At 34.9% G+C, this 1,793-nt stretch carries 3 protein-coding genes; all 3 read left to right on the forward strand.

Annotated elements, in window-relative coordinates; translation table 11 throughout:
* A partial coding sequence (locus tag WBN20_RS07385) for a Crp/Fnr family transcriptional regulator (RefSeq protein WP_424281231.1) occupies window positions 1-637 on the forward strand: 637 nt, incomplete at its 5' end.
* Between the two features lie 311 nt (window positions 638-948).
* Complete coding sequence (locus WBN20_RS07390) at window positions 949-1,314, forward strand: PepSY-like domain-containing protein (protein WP_424281232.1); 366 nt, start codon at window positions 949-951, stop codon at window positions 1,312-1,314.
* Window positions 1,315-1,414: 100 nt separating this feature from the next.
* Window positions 1,415-1,793, forward strand: a 379-nt coding sequence (locus WBN20_RS07395; RefSeq protein ID WP_424281233.1) for an aminotransferase class III-fold pyridoxal phosphate-dependent enzyme, incomplete at its 3' end; no start/stop codon positions are given.

The following is a 1,793-nucleotide window of genomic DNA, read 5'->3' on the forward strand; positions in this document are numbered from 1 at the left end:
CAGTACTGGTTCTATTAATGAACTATTGCATTCCATGTCGGAGGAACATTGGAGCGCGAAAAGTTTTAAAAGCAGTACAGATGTAATGTCCACCTTCCATTTCATCGTATCCGGCAGGTTAAAAGTATATAAGTCTAATCCGGATTCAGGTAGAGAACATACGGTTTTTGTGCTGTCTAAAGGAGATGTTTTTGATGTTTTATCATTGTTGGACACTAAGCCGCATGATGTATACTGGGAAGCGTTGGATTCATTGGAGGTTTTAAAAATCTCAATGGAACAAATGCGTCATTGGATCAATAAATATCCGGTAATGCACAAAGCCATTTTATATTATCTGGGGGACCGTATGCGACAACTTATGGATGTTGCCACTGATGTTACCCTTCACAGTACTTTGGTGCGCCTCTCTGCATTGCTCCTTAAAAATATAAATGGGGAAACCCGCAAATTAGAATTGATCAATAATTTACCAAATGATGAGATTGCCGGCCTCATAGGCACCACTCGGGCAGTTGTGAGCAGGCACATCCAGGAATTAAAACGTTGTGGGGCACTTTCGGTAAGTCGCAAACAAATTAATGTTAAGAATCTGGAATTGCTATTATCAATTGCTGAAGAAAAGTACATTCCTTAATTAATTTTTTTTTTTTTGGAGAACCATTCCATTTGTCTTTCTAAAATTATCAATTACCGGATATCACAAATTTTACTTAAGTGCTACTTAGGTAGCTGTATTTACTTTTTAAATCAAATAACTTTATATTTCTAATTAAAGGGGAAAATTATTGTGAGAAAAGGATAGGTAATTCTTCATTTGACACTTGATAAAACTTTTACTGAATAAAACTGGTTGGATAATAAACAACCTTCGTTATGGCTTTTTATAAAAAATTTAATTATCTGTTTAATTTAGCATTATTGAACGTTTTCAAAAGAAATGGCATAATGCCCGGTAAAACCGTATACCTGCCATTCAAATCCAAATATCCCAAAGCTACATTTGTACAATGGAAACAAATTGATGTGTTTAGATGGCAAGTAACCTTTCGCTTCAATAAAGAAGAACATTTCGCATTATTCCATTGTGAGGGCAAATGGCTTGAAACAATTACTTCGGTATCATTAGAAATTACTCCAGAACAAGTACAACAAAATTTTGCAGGAAATTATAGCAATGATGGACTTCAGCAAATCTACCATGTAGAAACACCTAAGCAAAGTCTTTACGAAATAAGCTGGAATAATGGTATTAATGTTCTGAAACTCTTATATAACTCATCAGGAAAAATAATTGGTAAAATGATTTCATAAATCAATGCATGTAGCTAAAAAATTTGTCTAAGAAAAAATAGAAAAAAATATTAAAATTATTTTATTTAAGCTTACCTTATAAAAAAAGAAAATAATTAGTATGATCAAAGAATTAACAAAATCACAGGAACTCTTCGAAAGAAGGAAAAATGTAGTAGCCAATGGCGTGGGGGTGTTCAATACCGCCACTGTCAAAGAAGCCAAAGGTGCGATTATTATTGATGTAGATGGGCGGGAACTTATTGATTTTGCCGGTGGCATTGGTGTTGTAAATGCAGGCCATTGTCCGGAACCCGTGGTACAGGCTATACGCGAACAAGCAGCTAAATATTTACATACCAGTTTTAATGTTGTGACTTATGAACCCTATATAGCATTATGTGAGGAATTGGCGGAGATTTTGCCCCATGGTAAAAATACTAAGGCAATGCTGGTAAGTACAGGAGCAGAAGCTGTGGAGAATGCCATTAAAATTGCAA

The organism is Eudoraea sp., assembly GCF_049665975.1.
Lineage (GTDB): Bacteria > Bacteroidota > Bacteroidia > Flavobacteriales > Flavobacteriaceae > Eudoraea.

What these genes read in the sequence shown, in the direction of transcription:
- WBN20_RS07390 (WP_424281232.1), top strand. Translation starts at nt 949, where the DNA reads ATGCCCGGTAAAACCGTATACCTGCCATTCAAATCCAAATATCCCAAA.